Origin of the sequence: Aquimarina litoralis (assembly GCF_039523995.1) — a bacterium.
Taxonomy (GTDB): domain Bacteria; phylum Bacteroidota; class Bacteroidia; order Flavobacteriales; family Flavobacteriaceae; genus Aquimarina; species Aquimarina litoralis.
Window position 1 is genome coordinate 783,435 of the sequence record NZ_BAAAGE010000002.1, and the last position, 20,949, is coordinate 804,383.

General features: G+C 32.8%; 17 protein-coding genes and 1 other RNA gene. 8 read left to right on the forward strand and 10 right to left on the reverse strand.

Going from position 1 to position 20,949, the window contains the following annotated elements:
* Nucleotide 1 precedes the first annotated feature (1 nt).
* Both gndA and bglX read right to left on the reverse strand, forming a co-directional pair.
* Nucleotides 2-1,918, reverse strand: coding sequence for an NADP-dependent phosphogluconate dehydrogenase (gndA, locus tag ABD077_RS12435; RefSeq protein ID WP_343912627.1), 1,917 nt, complete (start codon nucleotides 1,916-1,918; stop codon nucleotides 2-4).
* A gap of 9 nt (nucleotides 1,919-1,927) precedes the next feature.
* Entirely contained in the window at nucleotides 1,928-4,216 is a 2,289-nt protein-coding gene (bglX, locus tag ABD077_RS12440; RefSeq protein ID WP_343912628.1) for a beta-glucosidase BglX, read from the reverse strand.
* Between the two features lie 360 nt (nucleotides 4,217-4,576).
* Between bglX and ABD077_RS12445 the strand changes: the two genes are divergently transcribed.
* Nucleotides 4,577-5,431, forward strand: coding sequence for a UDP-2,3-diacylglucosamine diphosphatase (locus ABD077_RS12445; RefSeq protein ID WP_343912629.1), 855 nt, complete (start codon nucleotides 4,577-4,579; stop codon nucleotides 5,429-5,431).
* A gap of 55 nt (nucleotides 5,432-5,486) precedes the next feature.
* Complete coding sequence (locus ABD077_RS12450; RefSeq protein WP_343912630.1) at nucleotides 5,487-6,797, forward strand: esterase-like activity of phytase family protein; 1,311 nt, start codon at nucleotides 5,487-5,489, stop codon at nucleotides 6,795-6,797.
* Between the two features lie 172 nt (nucleotides 6,798-6,969).
* Here the strand turns inward: ABD077_RS12450 and ABD077_RS12455 are convergent, their stop codons facing one another.
* The 5 genes from ABD077_RS12455 to ABD077_RS12475 all read right to left on the reverse strand — a co-directional run bounded on the left by ABD077_RS12455 (nucleotide 6,970) and on the right by ABD077_RS12475 (nucleotide 13,582).
* Nucleotides 6,970-8,634 carry a serine hydrolase gene (locus ABD077_RS12455; RefSeq protein ID WP_343912631.1) on the reverse strand — a complete coding sequence of 555 codons (1,665 nt, stop codon included), beginning with the start codon at nucleotides 8,632-8,634 and terminating at the stop codon, nucleotides 6,970-6,972.
* Between the two features lie 159 nt (nucleotides 8,635-8,793).
* The gene (locus tag ABD077_RS12460; RefSeq protein WP_343912632.1) at nucleotides 8,794-9,354 is read right to left on the reverse strand and encodes a hypothetical protein; all 561 of its coding nucleotides are present in this window, start codon (nucleotides 9,352-9,354) and stop codon (nucleotides 8,794-8,796) included.
* 158 nt (nucleotides 9,355-9,512) lie between these two features.
* Nucleotides 9,513-10,064: a DUF4494 domain-containing protein gene (locus ABD077_RS12465; RefSeq protein ID WP_343912633.1), complete on the reverse strand. Its 552-nt coding sequence runs from the start codon at nucleotides 10,062-10,064 to the stop codon at nucleotides 9,513-9,515.
* Between the two features lie 120 nt (nucleotides 10,065-10,184).
* Nucleotides 10,185-13,106 carry an FAD-binding and (Fe-S)-binding domain-containing protein gene (locus ABD077_RS12470; protein ID WP_343912634.1) on the reverse strand — a complete coding sequence of 974 codons (2,922 nt, stop codon included), beginning with the start codon at nucleotides 13,104-13,106 and terminating at the stop codon, nucleotides 10,185-10,187.
* Nucleotides 13,103-13,582, reverse strand: a complete 480-nt coding sequence (locus ABD077_RS12475; protein WP_343912635.1) for an Lrp/AsnC family transcriptional regulator — start codon at nucleotides 13,580-13,582, stop codon at nucleotides 13,103-13,105. The genes ABD077_RS12470 and ABD077_RS12475 overlap by 4 nt, the downstream gene beginning before the upstream one ends.
* A 161-nt stretch (nucleotides 13,583-13,743) precedes the next feature.
* On the opposite strand from ABD077_RS12475, the gene ABD077_RS12480 reads away from it, so the two are divergent.
* From ABD077_RS12480 to ABD077_RS12490, 3 genes are all read left to right on the forward strand, one after another.
* Nucleotides 13,744-14,559, forward strand: a complete 816-nt coding sequence (locus tag ABD077_RS12480) for a DUF1338 domain-containing protein (protein WP_343912636.1) — start codon at nucleotides 13,744-13,746, stop codon at nucleotides 14,557-14,559.
* 113 nt (nucleotides 14,560-14,672) lie between these two features.
* Nucleotides 14,673-15,164: a hypothetical protein gene (locus ABD077_RS12485; RefSeq protein WP_343912637.1), complete on the forward strand. Its 492-nt coding sequence runs from the start codon at nucleotides 14,673-14,675 to the stop codon at nucleotides 15,162-15,164.
* Nucleotides 15,165-15,292: 128 nt separating this feature from the next.
* Nucleotides 15,293-15,829: a hypothetical protein gene (locus tag ABD077_RS12490; RefSeq protein ID WP_343912638.1), complete on the forward strand. Its 537-nt coding sequence runs from the start codon at nucleotides 15,293-15,295 to the stop codon at nucleotides 15,827-15,829.
* A 70-nt stretch (nucleotides 15,830-15,899) separates the two neighbouring features.
* Here ABD077_RS12490 and bshA read toward each other — a convergent pair whose 3' ends face one another.
* The 3 genes from bshA to rnpB all read right to left on the reverse strand — a co-directional run bounded on the left by bshA (nucleotide 15,900) and on the right by rnpB (nucleotide 17,989).
* Nucleotides 15,900-17,027, reverse strand: coding sequence for an N-acetyl-alpha-D-glucosaminyl L-malate synthase BshA (gene bshA / locus ABD077_RS12495; RefSeq protein ID WP_343912639.1), 1,128 nt, complete (start codon nucleotides 17,025-17,027; stop codon nucleotides 15,900-15,902).
* 163 nt (nucleotides 17,028-17,190) lie between these two features.
* Nucleotides 17,191-17,619 carry a hypothetical protein gene (locus tag ABD077_RS12500; RefSeq protein WP_343912640.1) on the reverse strand — a complete coding sequence of 143 codons (429 nt, stop codon included), beginning with the start codon at nucleotides 17,617-17,619 and terminating at the stop codon, nucleotides 17,191-17,193.
* Between the two features lie 50 nt (nucleotides 17,620-17,669).
* Nucleotides 17,670-17,989, reverse strand: an RNA gene (rnpB, locus tag ABD077_RS12505) — RNase P RNA component class A.
* A 126-nt stretch (nucleotides 17,990-18,115) separates the two neighbouring features.
* On the opposite strand from rnpB, the gene ABD077_RS12510 reads away from it, so the two are divergent.
* From ABD077_RS12510 to ABD077_RS12520, 3 genes are all read left to right on the forward strand, one after another.
* Entirely contained in the window at nucleotides 18,116-19,918 is a 1,803-nt protein-coding gene (locus tag ABD077_RS12510; RefSeq protein WP_343912641.1) for a DNA polymerase III subunit gamma/tau, read from the forward strand.
* A 76-nt stretch (nucleotides 19,919-19,994) separates the two neighbouring features.
* Nucleotides 19,995-20,204, forward strand: a complete 210-nt coding sequence (locus tag ABD077_RS12515; RefSeq protein ID WP_343912642.1) for a hypothetical protein — start codon at nucleotides 19,995-19,997, stop codon at nucleotides 20,202-20,204.
* Between the two features lie 9 nt (nucleotides 20,205-20,213).
* The gene (locus ABD077_RS12520; protein WP_343912643.1) at nucleotides 20,214-20,909 is read left to right on the forward strand and encodes a hypothetical protein; all 696 of its coding nucleotides are present in this window, start codon (nucleotides 20,214-20,216) and stop codon (nucleotides 20,907-20,909) included.
* The last annotated feature ends 40 nt before the right edge of the window (nucleotides 20,910-20,949 follow it).

Consider the following 20,949-nt stretch of genomic DNA (forward strand, 5'->3'; position numbering starts at 1 on the left):
GTTAGCTTTTCCAGTTTGTATGAAAATATTGATCTAGAGGTTTATCAACTCTTTGATAGGTATGCGCCCCAAAATAATCTCGTTGCGCTTGTATAATATTCGCTGATGATTGAGCGGATGTATAGCTATAAAAGTAGTTAATCGCTGATGACAATACAGGAAGTGGATATCCAGATTTTAAACCAGCGCTTACTACTTCAGAAAGAGCGGTTACATTAGATTTTAAAGTTTGAACAATGGCCGGAAAAAGCAGTAAAGAAGATTGATTCTTTAAAAGAAATAATTCCGAAATCTTTTCCATTAAGGTACTTCGTATAATACATCCATTAGTCCATATTCTAGCTATTTCCGAAAGATTTAATTCCCATTGATTCGTAGTCGAAGCTTCCTGCATTAATTCAAAACCAATATGATGATTAATAATACTTGTAGCGATAAAAGCCTTTTCCAAATTATTGATAAACGTTTCCTCATCTAAGTCGCATTGACTTTTATCTAATTTATAAATTTCTGAGGCTTCTACTCTTTTAGATTTGATTCCAGAGACATTACGAGCCATCACAGATTCTGAGATCGTTGGTAAAGAAACTCCCAGTTCTAAAGCTGCAACTGTGGACCATCCTCCAGTTCCTTTTTGCCCTGCTTTATCCAAAATCTTATCTATTAAAAAATCTTCATTTTCTTTTTTTAATAAAAGATCTGCCGTTATTTCGAGTAAATAGCTCTGCGCACCATTTTGAATCCAATTCTTAAATATATCAGAGATTTCAATAGGAGTTTTAGAAAGATAAAATCTTAATAAATGATAAGTCTCCGCCAAAAGTTGCATTTCGGCATACTCAATACCATTATGCACCATCTTTACAAAATGTCCAGATCCATCTGGTCCTATATACGTACAACAACTGCGATCGCTTTTATCCTTTGCCGCAATAGCTTCTAGGTACTTTCCAGACCTTTCATAGGCAGCTTTAGCGCCTCCAGGCATGATAGAAGGTCCCTTTAATGCACCTTCTTCGCCTCCAGATATTCCAGTTCCTAAAAAATGAATGTTACTTTTAGCCAATTTCTCACTTCTTTCTATGGTAGCCTTATAGTGCGAATTTCCTCCATCTATGATACAGTCACCATTTGATAATAATGGAATTAATGCTTCTATCACTAAATCAATGGGTTTACCAGCATTGACCATTACCATGATCGTTCTAGGTTGTTCTATTGAGTTTACGAATTTTTCTAAATCATCAAAACCTAAAATGGGTTCGCTTTCGGATTGGTCTTCTACAAACCTCTTTGCTACATCTACTTCGATCCCATCAACATGTCTATTATAAACAGAAAGTCTAAAATTATTCGACAAAAGGTTTTTAGCCAGGCTTTTACCCATAACTCCCAAACCTATCAATCCTATTTCTGATTTATTCGTATTCAACTTGGATTTAATTTCATTTATGATTTGATCTATACTTTTATCAATATTAATAGCAATACCTTCTTTTGGCTTTTCCAAAGTTTCGAACTGTGAAACCAACATTTCTTTCTTAAAAAAGTGATTTTTTCTTGCCTCCAACCTGTTTTCAATAAGCTCAAAACTTCCTTCCAAAAAAATCCATTTTATATAATTTGGACCTATACCTTTCAAGGTATTTCTATAAGATTCTTTTAGAGCAGAACATGCCAATACAGCTCCTTCCTTTACATTCCATTCGGAAATTGCATCTGCCAATTTTAGCAGCCAAGGCGCTCTATCTATATCATTCAACGGGAAACCATCAGACATTTTTTGAATATTCTCCTTGGGATGAAAATCATCTGCATCATAAAACGGAATTCCTAAGTTTTCTCCTAAAGCTTTTCCAACTGTAGTTTTACCACTTCCGGAAACTCCAAATACAATATAGACTATAGCATTCTGCATAAAAGATAATTATTCTATGGTAAATTCTAAAACATTACTTTCATCTGAAGCATCCTTTGCTACCCAAAGTTTGAAATCACCAGGTTCCGTAATCCATGTTTTGTCAGGCCCATAAAAAGCTAGATCATCGGTAGCAAATGTGAAAGATACTTCTTTGGATTCTCCTGGACCCAATGTTATTTTCTGAAATCGAAGTAGTTCTTTTACAGGTCTTGTGATACTACCTACCATATCACTGAAATATAGTTGTACAGTTTCTTTGGTGATTCTGTTTCCTTCATTCTTTACGGTTACTTTTACCGTGATTGTATCTCCTATTTTTGGAGTATTATTAGAAATAGAAATATTAGAATAGGTAAAAAGACTGTAACTCAATCCATAACCAAAAGGATATTCTGGTAAAAATCCAGCATCCAAATAATGAGAGGTATTTCCTAATGAGCTTTGCCAAGCACCGATAGGAATAGAATCCATTTGTACGAACTCTTCTGGAATTACCGGTCTTCCTGTGTTTTTATGATTGTAATGTATAGGTATTTGACCTACTTCTTTTGGCCATGTAACGGGTAATTTTCCTGAAGGAGAGACTACTCCTGTTATAATATTTTTTAAAGCTGGTCCTCCCATTGTTCCTGGGTGCCATGCCATAAGAATCGCATCTACTTTGTCTTTTACATTTTCTAAGGTTATTGGTCTTCCTGCCATTAATATTAATACAATTGGCTTTCCTGTTTTGTGTAGTTCATCTATTAATGCTTCTTGTGCTCCTGGCAGATTGATTTTTGCTCTACTATGTGCTTCCCCAGATAGAATAGCTTCTTCTCCCGCGAAAAATAAGATCACATTAGATGATTTTGCTATAGAAACTGCCTTTTGAAAATTTTTGGTGGATCTATCTCTACTGTACGATAATCCATTAGTATACGCTATTGTGTATTGATTATCATCTTCAAAAGCGTTTAAAGGAGTAATAGTATGCTCTTTTTCTCCGTCAAATGTCCATGTACCCAACTGTTCATGAGGAGCATCCGCCAAAGGACCTATAATTGCAATTTTTTGTTTAGAATTTATGGGTAATACCTGATTATTGTTCTTTAACAATACAGTACTTTCTTCTGCTGCTTTTTGTGCAGATTCTAAATGCTTTTTAGCATACAAAACCGTATCATTTGGATCAAAATATGGATTATCAAACAATCCTAATCTAAATTTAATTCGAAGAATGTTTTTTACAATTACATCTAATTCTTTTTCAGAAAATTTTCCTTCTTGTATTAACTCCTTAAGATGATCTTGATAAGCAGTACTGGTCATCTCCATATCTAGCATTGCATTTATTGCTTTTTCTGCTGCTTCTTTCTGATCTTTGGCAAATCCATGATTCACCATTTCTTTAATAGAGTTCCAATCACTTACTACAAAACCGTCGAATCCCCATTGTTCTCTTAAAATATCTTTTAAGACATAAGAATTTGCGGAAGCTGGGATCCCGTTGAGATCATTGAAACTTGTCATAAAAGTGGCAGAACCAGCATCTACTGCAGATTTAAAAGGTTTTAAATAAACATTATGCAATAAATTATCATTGATATTCGCGGTATTATAATCCCTTCCTCCTTCTGCAGCTCCATATCCAATAAAATGTTTGACACAAGCTGCCATACTTGTCGGAGATGATAAATCATCTCCCTGAAACCCTTTTATATAAGCTTTTGCCATTTCACTTGTTAAATATGGATCTTCTCCGGCAGACTCTGCTATTCTACCCCATCTCGGATCTCTTGAAATATCTAACATAGGTGCAAAAGTCCATCTTATGCCATAAGTACTAGCTTCTACTGCTGCAATTCTAGAACCTTCCTGAACCAGATTAGGATTAAACGAAGCCGCCTGCCCTAGCGGAACGGGGAAAATTGTTTTGAAACCATGAATTACATCTCGTGCAAAAATTAATGGTATCTTACTAGGGCTTTCTTCTACGGCTATTCGTTGTAATTCTTTTGCATCTTCTTTATTCATGATATTCAGAAAAGAACCTATTTGTCCTTTTCGAACAGCATCTTTTAAATCCTTTGGTAATTCTTTAACTCTACTGGATTTTCCTCTTTGCGCAGTTTGACCTATTTTCTCTCCCAGTGACATTTTAGATACAATACTGTCTATTTTAGCCTCAATCGGATCCTCTGTTTCACTATTTCCTTCTGTATTAGATACTTCAGAATTACAAGATGACAACAAAAAGATCATGCTAAAAATCATCACTCGATAAACATAAATTTTTCTTGAAAAAATGAGCATAGTGTATCTGTATTAGTGTAAAGAAATCTAAATCATTTCAGTAAGAATACTGTTAAGATTTGGTTGACGAATTTATAGATACTTTGTGATAAGAAAAAAGCAAAACAAACCAATTGAAGCATTGTTAAGAAAGTATATAGAAATATTATCCGCAATGAAATAATGTCTTTTTTAATGAATTGATCAAAAAAGTATCAATTCATTATGTTTTTAGTTGTTTACAACTTTTTGATAATAATATCTGTTTAATGTTTTGGTAATAATGACGTAAAATGTTCAAGAACAGATAACAATATGCTCATAATCGGTTAATTATTTTTTAACCATTTCATAGTTTATTTGTAGTAGTAAGTCATTTTTATGAAAAAACGTACTGTAGACCTCGTTGTTATCTCTGACGTTCATCTAGGAACTTTTGGATGTCACGCAAAAGAATTACTGAACTACCTAAATAGTATTAAACCTAAGGTATTAATTCTTAATGGAGACATTGTAGATATTTGGCAATTTAGAAAACGATACTTCCCTAAACCTCATCTAAAAATTTTAAAGAAAATTATAACCCTCGCTTCTAAGGGCACCGAAGTAGTATACATTACTGGCAACCATGATGAAATGTTGCGAAAATTTAGTGATACCATTATGGGTAACTTTAAATTGGTAGACAAATTAGTATTGGAACTAGATGGTAAGAAAGCTTGGTTCTTTCATGGAGACATTTTTGATGCTTCTATTCAAAATGCAAAATGGTTAGCAAAATTAGGAGGATGGGGATATGATATGCTAATATTATTAAACCAATGCATCAATTGGTTTTTAATACGCCTGGGAAAAGAAAAATTTTCTCTTTCCAAAAAAATAAAAAACAGTGTAAAAAAAGCAGTCAAGTATATCAATGATTTTGAAGAAGTAGCGGCAGAATTAGCTATCCAGAATAAATATTCATATGTAGTTTGTGGGCATATTCATCAACCTCAAATGAGAACCTATAAAGATAAGAACGGATCATGCCTTTATTTAAATTCTGGAGATTGGATAGAAAATCTTACCTCACTTGAATACCACGATAAAGAATGGAAACTTGTTCATTACCAACAACTACAATTAGAGGCCTATATCGAAGAGTCAAATGAAGAGATTGATAATGTTGCTATTGATCTGGAAGGATTACAACCTTCATTTTTCTTGAATTCATTCCTTGAAAAAAAGTACTAACACTTAATTATAGAATTCACACAATTTCTTGATTACATAACTAAACTTAAAACTTATGAAAACTCTTAAAACCGCGCTGCTATATTCAGTGCTAACTCTTTTTGTATCCTGTCAGTACTTAGATGATTATTCTGGTGGCCCTATTTCTGTTCCTCCTCAATTGGTCTTGGAAGAAAATATACAATATGAACTACCATTCGAAGTATTAACGACCACTCAAGAAGATGTAGAAATTAGGAATGGAGGTTATGGTTCTGCTGCAACGGCTCATCCCAGAAGAAAGGGAGAATTTTATGCTATTACCGATAGAGGACCAAATACTGATTTTCTTGATGGAAAAAAGTTTCCAGTTTCAGACTACACTCCAAGAATTGGATTATTTTCCGTTACCAATGATGGTGAAATCGTTTTAAAAAAAGAAATTCTTCTAAAAGATCCTAATGGCAACCCAATTTCTGGAATTCCGAATCCTGAAGGTAAAGGTGCTACCGGTGAAATCCCTTATGACATTGATGGAAATCAATTACCTTTTGATGATTTTGGTTTAGATGCTGAAGGTTTAGTAGCACTACATGATGGCAGCTTTTGGGTATCTGATGAATATGGCCCTCATATTGTTCATTATTCTGCTAATGGAGTAGAATTAGAACGTATTTCTCCATACGGTATAAATGAAGGTAACGGCGGTAGAAAAATACCTGCTGTATTTGCAAAACGTAGACCTAATAGAGGAATGGAAGGATTAGGAATCACTCCTGATCAAAGAACATTAGTAGGGATTATGCAATCTACTATGTATAATCCAGAACGTATACAAACAGATCTTACTAGAATTTTACTATTTGATTTACGAACCGGAAAAACCAAACAATATCTATATAGACAAGAGAATACGAATTTATCAAATTCAGAAATCGTTGGATTATCGTCTACAGAATTTCTTGTTATCGAAAGAGATGGTAAATTTTCTGGTGAAGGACCTGTACAAAAGCATTTGTATAAAATCGATATTTCTGGCGCTACAGATGTAAGTTCGGCAAATGATGAAGATGAATTTGGTTTATTACTTAATGGAAAAACTTTGGAAGAATCTACCTGGTCCGAAATCGAGAATACTGGAATTGTTCCTGTAACCAAAACATTGGTTGCTGATTTGGTTCAAAAGACTGGATACCCACACGATAAGTTGGAAGGGATTTGGCTTATTGATAACCATACATTAGGCTGCATAAATGATGATGATTTTGCAGTTACAGACGAAGATGATAATGGTATCATAGAACAAAAAATCCTTCCTGGAGAAACTCCAACTATAGATGCCAGCTCTCTATACATGATTAAACTTGATACTCCTTTAAACAATTAATAAATTAAACCAACTATTTATATCAGAATTAAGTTTTTACAGACTTAATTACAACCAATAAAGCGGAATTGAAAACTTATTATTTCAATTCCGCTTTTCCATTAATTAATCTAAAATGACATTGTGTTCTTAGTAATAAAGAACTTTTATCACTTGTGAAACTCCCATACAATTATTTCACTTTTTTTGCTGGCATTTTTCTGCCTCCTTGATTCAAGGTTAAACTTTCTACTTTTCCTTCTTTATCTTTATTAAATGTAATTTCTGCTGGTACAACTTTTAGAAAAAATTTAGTTTCTGATTCTGCAAAAATTTCAAATGTAGGTTGTCCTGTAGCTGTAGCGAATATTGAATTCCCTTCTACCGTAATATCAATCAAGAAATTAGGTTGTAATTCATAGGTGCCGATGTATGTTTTTAAAACATCTAAACCTACCGAAATTTCTTTTCTTGCCGCAGGAGGTGCTTTATCGATACCTTTACCTAGTAAACTTTCATCTGATGTTTTAAAAATAGCTTGTCTTTTACCATCTTTAGTCATCGAAAAATTATACGAAATGGTACCATCATCGAAAATAAAAGATCCGTCTTTCATTGGATAAATTTCAAATTCTTGTGTCGGTCCTCCTTCTCTAAGACTAAATAGCTTACCATCTTTTAACTGAATATGACGTATAACACCTCCATCAAACTCATACGCTCCTACCCATTTTTTTAATTCTTTTTCAGGTAATGAAATAGCATCTTTTTTATCTGGAATAGGTTTTCCTATTACCGTAGCTGCAACTTTGGTAGTAATCTCTCCTACATTTTTACAACTACAATTGGTAAGCCCTATAACATATACATTTTCTTCTTCTAAAAAGATCCCATTTGTTGTATAACCAAAAATACCTCCGCTATGCGCATATCCTTTAGCGCCTTGTATATTTGTTTTTCCCCAACCATATCCGTAATTAATGTCATCTCCATTATTAAGTTTAGAACCATAAATTGCTTTTTCTAAACTCGTTCTTTTGATCAATGTATTTGCACTAATCGCATTTTGCCATTTTAATAGATCATCTACTGTAGACATTAAAGATCCCGCAGCATATGGTAAGGTTAAACTAAGATAATCTGCATTTAAATAAGAACCTTTGTCTTGTTTATATCCTGAAGCTCTATTCTTTATTACTTGACTCATTTTACCGTAGTAAGAATCTTTCATACCAACTTTATCAAAAATGTTTTTTTCTATAAAATTTTCATAGGTGTCTTTTGTAATTACCTCTATGATGTGTCCTAATAAAATATATCCCGAATTATTGTATCTAAACTCTTCTCCTGGATTAAAATCCATAGGTTCATTTTTAAATACATCGATCAATTCCGTTGGTGTCATATCTTGTCTGGTCAATTCCATAAAATTCGCCATTCCAGTATAACTTTTAATTCCTGAAGTATGATTTAATAGATGATGAATGGTTATTTTTTTTCCTTTGGTCGGATAATCAGGTATGTACTTTGTAATCTCATCTTCAATTTTCAATTTCCCTTGCTCCTCCAGCATCAGAATAGCAACGGCAGTAAACTGCTTTGTAATAGAACCTATTTCGAATACATTTTCTGGTTTTAAGGGAACATCCAATTCTAGATTTGCTTTTCCAAAAGCTTTACGATAGATAACTTTCCCATCTTTGGCTGCCAGAATGGAGATACCTGGTTCCTCTGCAGAATACATAGAAGAAACGATATCATCTAACTGCTTTTCTATGTTCTGAGCGTTAATGGAATATGTAAGCAGTAGACATAATCCCAAGGTTGATAGAATTTTAATTTTTCTGAATGATTTCATGTGATCGATATTTTGATTGATTGTGGTTGTTTTATTATTGTTACATATATGACGCTTAAATAAAAAAATAGTTACCGAAATATTTAAAAAAAAAATCAACCCTAAAAGCAAGATACCTCTAAGGTTGATCAAACTAACTAACCAGAATTAAACGATACTTTATAATTCTATTTCTACTTCAACTTTACAATCTTCGAATTCTACACATCCACCCCACTTCTCGCATGAAAATCCAAATAAGCTTTCTCCTTCTTGTTTAGAAGTCGCACGACATTTTACTTTTATCTTAATCTTTAACTTTCTTGTTTCTAATAAACCATCTAATCTATCGCCATATTTAAATTCATCATTAATAGCTAATTTAGCTTCTAAAATATCCGTTTGATCAGAAATTAACTTTGCTGTGTAAATACCATCTCCTTTCTCTGCGTCGAATCCTTCTCCATCATCTACAAAACTTTTTCCATCTACATCATAAGAGTCTAAAGCTTTGTAATCACTATCAAAAGGTACCACTTCCACTGTTTCGATTTTTCTTTCTGCCAAAATAGAGTCTGTGTTTATTAAGAATGCTACTGATTCTTTTAATAATTGTCTTTGCTCTCTTAATTCTTGTGCTTCTAATACGGCTGGATCAATAACTTCTTCATCCTTAGTACAACCAATAATTGCAGTTATACTTAGAAATACTAACAAATTGTTTAAAATTAAATTTTTCATTGTCTTAAGTTTTTAGGTTTTATACCACTATATCAACAACAAAAAAATTTGTTACCCTTTAAACACAAAAAAGTTTTTGTACATGTGCTGTTTAATGCACAATACAAAAACTTTTAACTTATTAATTAGGATAAGAAGCTTATCCATTTATAAAGATATTACTCTTCTTCTTCTCCTATAAAACCGGGAGCTGCAGGAACACTATCATCTATTTCTACTTCTTCTACCGTTTGAATAGAATCTCTAAGTGCTTTAAATCTTTCTAACTGCTCTTCTTCTCCTGTAAAATATGGAAATACATCCATAATCGGAGATTCAGCAATTGCAGGGATAGTGTAATCTCCCATTGTTCCTTTCATAACACTATTGGTATTATCAAACGCTTCCTTTACATCATTGGCTTGTACTAATAAGTACATATTTGTTTTTCTTTCTTTACCACTTTCTTCGTCATAAGCAATCAAAGAAACTTTAGATTTAAACCAACGATCCGAATTTTCAAAAGGGTGTATTTCTGCAAAATTCGCAACCTTAATATTGGTGATAATGAATTCTTCACTTACATAGGCCGACATCTCTTCATTAATTCTTGTTTCTGCCTCAGTGTAGGATACTGCATCCACCAAATAAGGTTCTGTAGTAACCTTCTGTACACCAGAATCATTTATCTTTCTATACTTTACTTTACATTCATACCAAGTAGCACTCATATATTTCGTTTTTTTAGGATGCCAAATATATATCTTAAAAAAAGTTCTTTATATGATTTTTAGGATTAGATATTCACAATTTTAAAACATACTGTCAATAAGCATTTTACAAGACAAATTTTAAACTAGTGCATTTCTTAAAATACTAATAGGATGTTTGGCTACTCGCTCTGTTCCATCCTTGATTTGATGTCTACAACTAGTACCAACCGCTGCAATTACAGTGGTTTCAGGAGCTTTTCGAATCGCAGGAAATAAGGTTTGTTCACCAATCTGCATGCTTACATCATAATGTTCTTTTTCATATCCAAATGATCCTGCCATACCACAACAACCTGATGGTATGATTGTTACTTTAAAGTTTTTAGGAAGATTTAAATATACAAACGTTGTTTGAATATTAGATAATGCTTTCTGATGACAATGACCATGAAGTTTTATTGTTTTTTCCTCATTACTAAATTGATCTGAAGAAATATTTCCTAACTCAATTTCAGATTTTAGAAATTCATCTATTAGAAATACTTGTTTAGAAAGCTGTTTTGCTTCTTCCTTTTTATCTGCCAATTTTAAATATTCATCTCTAAAGGTTAATATAGCAGAAGGCTCTAATCCAATCAAAGGTGATGTATCAGAAATTATGTTACTAAAAATATCGATGTTTTCATTAGCCAGTTCTTTCGCCTGTTCTAACAATCCTTTAGAAATAAATGTTCTTCCACTTTCCTTATGATCCGTAATTAATACTTCGTATCCAAGATTTGTTAGCAGTTCTATAGCATCGATTCCTATATCAGCATCTAACTGATTCGTAAATTCATCTACAAAAAAGTAAATTGTTTTTATGGGACTTTGAGGTTGTAAAGAGGCTAAATTTTCCTGACACCACTTTTTCAAAGATTTACGACTTAACTGCGGTAGTTCTCTTTTTTTGGCAATTCCTAAGGTAGATTTAAGAATTCCGGAAGTTAGTTTATTTTTAAAAAAGAAATTTGTGACTCCAGGAGCAATTCTTCCCAAATCATTTAATCGGTTATTATATGCGAACAATTTTGTTCGTAAAGAAACGCCGTTAGCTTTTTGATATTGATACTCAAACTCTGCTTTTAACGAAGCTACATCTACATTAGAAGGACATTCTGAAGAACATCCTTTACAGCTAATACATAAATCAAAGACTTCCTTCAGCTCTTTTGTATCAAACTTATTAGCCTTTGTATTGTTAGTTAATACCTCTCTTAATGCGTTGGCTCTTCCTCTTGTAGTATCCTTTTCATTTTTGGTAGCTCTATAACTAGGACACATCGTACCACCAGCTTCTATTGATTTTCTGCAATCACCACTACCATTACACTTTTCTGCAGCACGTAGAATACCTAAAGAATCCGTAAAATCTAATATGGTTTCTATTTCTGGTTCTTTTCTATCAATCTCATAGCGCAACTGTTCATCCATAGGAAAAGCGTCCACAATTTTTCCTGGATTAAAAATATGATTAGGATCAAAGACTTTCTTAATTCTCTTTAATATTTGATAATTTTCTTCCCCAATCATAAAAGGAATATATCCAGCTCTAACGATTCCATCACCATGTTCTCCGCTCATCGATCCTTTATACTTTTTTACCAAGGTTGCTACATCATCTGTAATCTTTTTAAAAAGTACAACATCTGTCTTCTTTTTAAGATCTAAAATTGGTCGTAAATGTAATTCTCCTGCTCCTGCATGTGCATAGTATACAGCTTGCTGATCATATTTCTTCATCAACTCTGTAAACTCCGAAATATAATTAGCTAAATCAGATAAAGCAACAGCCGTATCTTCTATACAAGCAACAGCTTTTTTATCACCCACGATGTTTCCCAATAATCCTAATCCTGCTTTTCTTAATTCCAAAGCCTGATTTATTTCATTTCCAGATAAAATAGGATTTGCATATGATAATTTAGAAGCTTTAATGGTTTCTAAAAGTGCTGATTTTTGCTTTTCTAGGATATCTAAATCATTTGCTCTTAATTCCAAAAGTAAGATAGCTTCCGGATCATCTTCTATAAAGAAACGGTTTTTAAGCTGCTCTACATTATTCTTTGTACAATCCAGTATGGTTTTATCCATCATTTCGCAAGTAAATAATGGATGTTCCATTACCGGAGCTACTGCTAATAAACAGTCTTCTATCGAATGAAAATGCGAAGCAATCATTAAAGATTCCTTCGGCGGTAATGCATCCAATTGCAAGGTTACTTGTGTAGTAAAAGTTAGTGTTCCTTCACTACCCGCTAACAAATTACACATATTAAAATCCTTAGGATCTTCGGAAAAAACATTGGTTTTAATCAATTCATCAATTGCATACCCAGTATTACGCCTATGAATATCAGACTTTGGAAAATTTTCCTCTATATGTTTCTGCACCTCAGATGATGACAATTCTTTATATAATTCCTTATAAATAGTGCCTTCTAAGGTGTTTTCTTTAGTTTTATGAAGAAACTCCTCTTTAGAGATATCAGAGAAAGTAACTTCACTCCCATCGGATAATAATGTTCGTAATTCTAATACCTTATCTCTTGTTACTCCATATTGAATGGAAGTAGTTCCGCTACTGTTATTCCCAACCATACCACCAATCATACAACGATTAGAAGTTGATGTATTTGGACCAAAAAACAAACCATAAGGTTCTAAAAATCGATTGAGATCATCTCTAATGACCCCTGGTTGTACAGTAACTGTCTTCTTTACTTCATCTATTGCTATTATTTCTGTAAAATGTTTAGAAACATCCACCACAATTCCGTCTCCCACACATTGACCTGCCAAAGAAGTTCCTGCTGTTCTAGGAATTAAACCACATTCATTTTTATTAGCAAAAGCTATAATCTTCTTTAAATCCCCAATATTTTTGGGAAAAGCGACTGCGGTTGGAATTCTCCTATATACAGAAGCATCTGTAGCATATAATGATTTCGTAAGCGTATCAAATGCTAAGTCTCCCTCTAATTGAGTTTTTAAGGCATTTAGATCTTTTTCTGGTATCATATACTTTGTCCCTTTACCAATGAATCTAGTGTGATTTGTCTTTTAAAATTTGTATCGAAACAAATAAAACTATCGGTGCCTGCTACCCCATCGATTTGATGTACTTGCTCATACAAGATATTTCTAAGATGATGATTATCATAAGCAAAGATCAAAATAAAAAGAGCATAATTACCAGAAACATAATTACATTCTAATATCTCCGGAATTTTAGCAAGATCATCTACTACAGACTTTGCATATCTAGCTTCTTTGAGTCGAATACCTACATATGACTTTGTTTTATAGCCAATTCGTTTTTCATCAATAACAAATTCAGCTTTATCTATAACCTCATTTTCCTTTAATTTTCTAATTCTTTGATGCACTAAAGAATTAGAAATTTTTAATTCTTCAGCAATTTGTGAAAATGGTTTCCTCGCATCTTTCCGTATCTGCAGCAAAATCTGCTGATCTATGTAATCAAAATGACTCATAAACAATTGAATTTTAAAAGATCTATACTTAAACAAAGAATCCTTTCTGTAAGCAAAATCAATTTGACATAAAAAAAATCAATAAACAGTTAAATATGTGTATATCATTAATAATACTAGTCAAATGTAGTACTTTTACACCAAAAACAAATAGATAAAAAATGAATTCTACACTTTTTTTCTCAGCACTATGGGAACAGTATGCTAATAAAACACCTTCGGCATATAAGGTTAAATCATTATTAGAAAGGGAAAATGAAACAACGGTATATAATGATCATATTGCTATTAGAACTTTTGATGATCCCAGAACTAATATAGAGGTAATTGCAAAACCTTTTTTGTCAATGGGATATACAGAAATGGGAGAGTATCATTTTGAAGCTAAAAAGCTATATGCAAAACATTATGAAAACCCTGAAGACTCCGATGCTCCAAAGATTTTTATAAGTCAATTACTAACCTCCCAATTTTCCGAAGAACTACAATCAAACGTAAAAAATATTCTAGATGCTTGTGAGCAAACTGTTTTTGATAAAGACGATCTTATATTAAAAGGACGAATATGGGAAACTCCTTCTTACGAAATATATCAATCTTTACAAGAAGAATCTGAATATGCGGCTTGGATGTATGTAAATGGATTCTGCTCTAACCATTTCACGGTAGATGTAAATAAGCTAACTAACTTTGAAAATCTTCATCTTTTAAATGAGTTTTTGAAGGACAATGGTTTTACAATGAACACTTCTGGTGGCGAAATCAAAGGTACTCCTGAACAGTTTTTAGAACAATCTAGTATTCTCGCTGATAAAATTGAAATGGAGTTTGTAGAAGGAATCAGAGAAGTAACCTCTTGTTATTATGAGTTCGCATTTAGATATAAACAAGATAATGGAAAATTGTTTACTGGTTTTATTGCCAATTCTGCAGATAAAATATTTGAAAGTACCGATATGAAACTTCAGAAGGTATAGTTCATTCTACTATCTTAAATTAAAACTTAAATTAACAAAATCTTAAGCAATGTTCTTACATTAAAATGATGTATCTAACGTTATATGGCATATTAACAAAAAACAAATTCATAATGACGAAGCGTATTTTTATATCTTTTATAGTAGTAGTAGCTTCTATTTTCACGGCAAAAGCTCAAGACGTTCCAGAGCATGCACTTGGTTTACGATTAAGTGAAAGTGACGGCTTTTGGGCTGAAGCTTCTTACCAAGCGGGATTAAACTCTGATTCCAGAATTGAACTAAATCTTGGTGTTCAAGGAAGAAACCGATTTAATGCTTTAAAGCTTACAGGAATGTATCATTGGGTATTCAATATTGATGGTGGTCTTAATTGGTATGTAGGTCCTGGAATTGGTGGTGGATTAGTCGATTTTGATAACGATCTTGATAATAGAGATGATTTAGAAACTTTTGGTTTTGTAACAGGCGATGTAGGAGTGGAATATCATTTTGACTTTCCGTTGCTTATTTCTATTGATTTCAGACCGGAGATATATTTTGATGACTATAATAACGATGATATTATATTTAATTTAGGACTTAGCGCACGATATAAGTTTTAGAAAATAAGATACTTACAAAGAAAATAACCCTTGAGCATTATTGCTCAAGGGTTATTTTTTTATTTTAAAATGTTAACCTTTTAATTCTTATAGATACAAAAGATAAATTTTAAAAAAACCTTATAATCATGAAAAAATTATTTTTTGTTACATTCTTAATTCTAACTACATTTTCTACACACGCACAGGATATTCCAAAAAATGCTATAGGTATTCGATTATCAGAAGGTGTAGTTGGAGATGAAGGATTTGGTCCTGAAATCACTTACCAAAGACAATTATTTGGTGAACACAATAGAATCGACTTAAATCTAAGCTGGAGAACAAATGCTTTTATCAATACCTACAGAGGTGGTGGATATTTTCACTGGAGTTATAATATCTGGGATAACCTAAACTGGTTTGCAGGACCTGGGATTGGAGCCGGATATATAGACTTCAAAACTAGTTTTTTTGGTATAGGAATATCTAGTAATAGAGATAGTGAATTCTTTCCATATGTAGGTGCTGATTTTGGAGTAGATTATCGCTTTGATTTTCCGTTGCAAGTAGCTTTCAGTATACGTCCTACCTATGATATTCATAACATCGAAAATTCTGCAGGAGTAAATGACGTAGATAACTTTGGAGTAAATATTGGTATTGCCGCTAGATATACTTTTTAATAATAAAAGATCAATTGATTTGATTTTTGTTTAGTTGTAAAGCACTGTTGTCATGGACAATGGTGCTTTGTTATACAGTTGCTAATGCATTCTCATATAACTCCACATATATAGGAACGATATTATCAATATCGAACTTAAGCGCCTGTTGAAATGCACCTTCTTTAAACTTTGCTAGAGTATTATCATCTTTAAGAATACGAATAGCATTGGTAGACATTTCTTTTACATTACCAACATCACTTAAATAACCAGACACACCATCTTCATTTACCTCAGGAATTCCACCAGCATTACTAGATATAACAGGCACTTTATTAACCATTGCTTCTAGAGCTGCTAAACCAAAGCTCTCTCTTTCTGAAGGAAGTAAAAACAAATCCGAAAAACACAAAATTTTATCTATCTCATTACTATTTCCTAAAAAGATAACTTTTTCCTTAATTCCAAGATCCTTACACTTCTTTTCAGCAGCTTCACGTTCTGGTCCATCTCCTACCATTAATAATTTAGCAGGAATTTCTTTCTGAACATTATAGAATATATCTACAATATCCATTATTCTTTTAACAGGTCTAAAATTACTGATATGCGTTACTATTCTTTCTTCAGGTGTTGCCATTAATTCTCTTTGGCAATCGGTAAAATCAGTTTTACGAATACTTGCGTCAATAAAGTTCGGAACTACTTCAATCTTTTTCTTAATATCAAAAAGTCTTAAAGTATCTTCTTTTAAACTAGCTGAAACCGAAGTTACTATATCACTATTATTAATACTAAAAGTTACCGCTGGTTTGTAAAAAGGATGATTCCCCACAAGTGTGATATCAGTACCATGCAGGGTAGTTACCATTGGAATATGTATTCCTTCTTCTTCTAAAATCTCTTTAGCCATGTAGCCTGCATACGCATGTGGAATTGCATAGTGTACATGTAATAATTCTATATTGTACTTTTTAACTGTATTAACAAGTTTACTAGAAAGTGCTAATTCATAAGGTTGATAATGAAAGAGCGGATATTCTGGAACAGTTACCTCATGAAAATGAATATTGGGATTTAATAATTCCAATCTAACTGGCTGCTTATAGGTAACAAAGTGCACTTGATGGTTTAACTTTGCGAGGGCAATTCCTAATTCAGTGGCAACTACTCCACTACCACCAAATGTTGGGTAACAAACAATAGCAATATTCATCTATGTATTCTATTTTTAAAGTAGGTTAGATGGAATTCGCCAATGATTGTAGAATCGAATTAGTGATCTATATTTATGGCGCATTTCACAAATACAATTTTCTTTATGTTGCACAATGTACAAGAAAATTAGTATTGCTTATTGTTAAAAGAGTTGTAAAATCTTATTCGATACTATTTAATATTAATTCTTCTGAACTTATTTTATTGACTTTAAACTTCTTCTCCTGATCAGTCTTGTAATCAAAGACAATCAATAATTGCGTATCAGAATCATACTTCCAAACATCCTGATTTTTGAAGTCATTAGAAAAATATGGTCTGTTATCATTTCCGCATCGTCTTGGAAGGTTTTTTGAAGTAAAAATCTTAATTCTTCTTTTACCAGTGTATTTACCTATGAAAAAACTAACACCATGTCCTTTATAATTAGTAATATTATTTAACTTATTTAGATAAATATCTGGAAAGTGTTCATTGGATTTTTTCATACTCCAATCACCCAAAAAATCATTAGTTGTTATTTGATTTTGTTGAGCTAAAGCGCTATTCGAAATATATAGAAAAAGTACTATCAAGAGTTTTTTTAGCATGGTCTGATCTGTTTATCAATAATCATCAAACAGTATGCCCAAATAAAGAATAAAAAAGCAGATCATAAGCCGGATTCTGTAACTCACCTAAATGAGATCCTTATCATTTATCTAGTTCTAAAATTACTTTTAGAATCCAACCGCCTACCCTCCAACATTGGGCGTGCAACCCTTAAGCGTTGGTATACATGGCGTTGCACCGCATAGAGTTTACCTGATTTCACTACAGCATTACCTGTACATTCTTTCTGCTGCACTTGTCCTCGTCTCTCGACGGACGGGCGTTACCCGCTATGCTGCACTATGGTGTCCGGACTTTCCTCCTTGTTCCAAACTAAGTTCGGCACACGGCGATAAGGTGATCTGCTTTCCGCAAAAATAGTATAATTTATATACTAGTATTCAGAAACCACCAATATTTTTAGATGTTAATAACTCAGTATAAAAACCAAATCGTACAATTCTTTATTTCCAATCTATTTTTAACTTTGTAGCAATGGAACATTTTATAGTATCAGCTCGTAAATACAGACCCCAAACGTTTAAGGATGTTGTGGGTCAACAAGCTATTACTAATACTTTGCTGAATGCTATAGAGAATAATCATCTTGCGCAAGCTTTATTGTTCACGGGTCCTCGAGGTGTTGGTAAAACTTCTTGCGCCAGAATATTAGCGAAAACTATCAATCAACAAGGACATGAAAATCCTGATGAAGATTTCGCTTTTAATATTTTTGAGCTAGATGCTGCATCCAATAACTCAGTTGATGATATTCGTAATCTAATTGATCAAGTTAGAATACCTCCTCAGGTAGGAACTTATAAGGTTTATATTATCGATGAGGTTCATATGCTTTCTCAAGCTGCTTTTAATGCTTTTCTTAAGACGTTAGAAGAACCTCCCAAGCATGCTATTTTTATATTAGCTACCACCGAAAAGCATAAAATCATTCCTACCATACTTTCCAGGTGCCAGATTTTTGATTTTAAAAGAATTACGGTTACTGATGCAAAGCTACATTTGATGCAGGTTGCGGAACAAGAAGGTATTGTAGCCGAGGAAGATGCTCTGCAGATTATAGCACAAAAAGCGGATGGTGCTATGCGAGATGCACTATCTATATTTGATCGAGTTGTAAGTTTTAGTGGTAAAAATCTAACCCGCCAAGCGGTTACTGAGAACCTGAATGTTTTAGATTATGAAACTTATTTTAGAACTACAGATCTAATTTTAGAAAATAACATTCCGCAGTTATTACTAGAATTTAATGAAATTCTATCCAAAGGTTTTGATGGACATCATTTTATTGCTGGACTCGCTTCTCACTTTAGAGATCTCTTAGTTTGTAAAAATCAAGCAACTATTAACCTGTTAGAAGTTGGAGAGCAAACCAAGACTAAATATCTAGAGCAATCACAGAAATCTCCTCACCCGTTTCTTATTAAAGGGATTGAACTGGCAAATGATTGTGATCTGAAATATAAAACGAGTCGAAATCAACGATTACTCGTTGAACTTTGCCTAATGCAACTTGCCTCTGTACTTACTAAAGACGGAGAAAAAAAAAATGACCAACCTTACATAATCCCTCCTAGTTATTTCAAGGAAAAAGGCATTCAACCTGTAAAAATCTCACAGGAACAAAAACAAAAAGCAGATGAAAAGCAATCTTTACTTAATGTAGATCATACTCCTGCTCCAACAATTACAAAGGAAGTAGCTGAAATACCTATCGCTAATACTTCAAATAACACTACAACGAACAATGCGGTTGCAGAACCAAAAGAAGTTACTAGTCATACTACATCCCAAAGTAAACCTCTAGTAAAACCAAGACAAAGAGGAACTTCTGGTTTATCTCTAAGCAGCATTAAGAAGAAAAAAGAACACGAGGAGAAAAAAGTAGATACCATTGTTGATCCTAAAAATCTACCTAGCGACGATTTTACAGAAGCTCAAATGCAAAAATGTTGGGAAGAATACGGTAAAATGCAAGATAAAAAAGGAGAGCGTATCATTGGATCTATGTTTGCGATGAATATACCCACATTGAATGACGGTAAGATTTATTTAGAACTACCAAACCATTCCATGAAAGCCGATATGGAAAGCGCGCTACCTGGATTGTTTCAGTTTCTATATAAAAAACTAAATAATTATAGTATTGCTCTTGATATCCATGTAAACGAAGAAGCTTCTAAAAAATATGCTTTCACACCACAGGATAAATATGCCAAACTTCGAGAAAAGAATCCTCTTATCGATAAATTAAGATCTGATTTTGATTTAGATATCTAAAATATCCCTTTTCAAATTTATATTCGTAATTAAAAAATTGGGTATCTTTAATACACTAACCTAAATAATTTTAATTATGAAAAAACATCTTTTATACCTTTTGGTAATCCCATTCTTTATGGTGGCCTGCACTGACAAAAAAGCTCAGGAAGAAGAAGCAAAAAAAACAGAAGAATTAAATAATGAAATTGAAGCTGTAGCTACTGAAATTGATAAAGATTTTGAGTCTTTAGAAAAAGAGGCCGAAGAATTAGAAAGTGCTTTAAACGAATTAGATAACCTATAAAAAAACACCATGAAATTTTCAAAATATATATTTATCGCATTATTAGTTGGCTGCATTGGAATTACCAATGCTCAAAAAGCTGAAAAACCTGCTAAAGACCTCAAAGAAAAGAAGATGCAAAAGAAAGAGGAAATGAAAGAAAAGCGCAAAGAGATGAAGGAGAAACGGAAGGAGATGAAAGAAGAAATGAAGGAGAAAAAGCAAGAAATTAAAGAGGCTAAAAAGGAACTGAAAGAAGGTAGAAAAGAAATTTTAGGAGAGCATCGCGAAAAAATGAAGGGAATGACAGCTGAAGAAAAAAAAGCATATTTAGCTGAAAACCCAGAGCTTAAAGAAAAAATGGATGCTTATAAAGAAGCGACTAAAGAACAAAGAAAGGAACTAAAAGAGAAACGTGCTTCGTTTAAGAATGAAAAAGCCAATGCGGTACAAACAAGAATTGAAAACAAGAAAGATCGTTTATCTAATCTTGAAGATCGCAAAGTAAAAGGTGTGGATAAAATTCAAAAAACAAAAGATCGTTTGCTTGCCAAAAAAGAAGCAGGAGAAATTACGGAAGAAGAATATACTGCTAAAATGGAAAAAGTAGCAAAAGCCGAGGAACGATTAAAAAAGTATGAAGAGAAAATGGAAAAAGTTAAATCTGGTATCACAAAAGGAGAAGAAAAACTTGTAAAGCTTACTTCAGAAAAAGAAAAGAATTAATACTTTTTAATACAATCAAAAGCCTGAATGAATAATATTC